The organism is Sutcliffiella rhizosphaerae (assembly GCF_917563925.1).
Taxonomy (GTDB): domain Bacteria; phylum Bacillota; class Bacilli; order Bacillales; family Bacillaceae_I; genus Sutcliffiella_A; species Sutcliffiella_A rhizosphaerae.
This window is the reverse complement of record NZ_CAKJTJ010000088.1, coordinates 1-706: the sequence shown is the minus strand read 5'-3', so window position 1 is coordinate 706 and position 706 is coordinate 1. Positions and strand designations below refer to the sequence as shown.

The window sequence follows — 706 nt, the reverse complement described above, 5'->3', positions numbered from 1 at the left end:
TGGTTCTATAATAAATGTTGGGGTTCCTACACAATTTGAAGACATAAAAAATGCACGTAATCACCCAGTCTAATATACTTGAATTGTCGAGAAACAAGTATAGATTGGAGATACGTGCATAATGAATTCTAACATAAAGCTGCCAGGATTTGAAGAAGTAATCGTGATGAAAATGGAGGAAGTGGAGGAAAAGCTTACTATACATGTAGAAATGCCTGTAAAACCCCATCTCTGCCCATTATGTAAGTCACCCACAGAAAAAATTCATGACTATCGAGTACAGAAAATCAAGCATTTAAAAATATTCGAAAGGCAGACGCTGCTTTTCTACAGAAAGCGCCGTTATGTCTGCAAGTGTGGAAAAAAGTTCGCCGAGAAAACCCCTCTTGTGAAACGGTATCAGCGCCTATCCGTGGAATTAAATCAGGCAATTAAAATCCGCAGTATTAAAGGGAAAACCTTTAAAGAAACGGCGGAAGTGTATGAGGCTTCTTCGTCCACGGTGGTCAGAAGGTTTGACCAATTGGCGGGGAGTACGGTAAATGAAGAAGCAAAAGAGCTGCCGAAAGTCATCGCAATTGATGAGTATAAAGGGGACACGAGAGAGGGAAAGTACCAGCTCATCATCGCCAATGGAATAACGAAAGAACCAATTGATATTCTTCCAAACCGCTATAAAAATACCATTAAGCATTATCTGCGAAAG

Annotated in this window: 1 protein-coding gene; it reads left to right on the top strand. The window is 40.1% G+C overall.

The features are described from left to right. Positions 1-121: 121 nt before the first annotated feature. On the top strand, positions 122-706 hold a 585-nt coding region (locus LRP81_RS23140), incomplete at its 3' end, for a transposase family protein (RefSeq protein ID WP_230505554.1).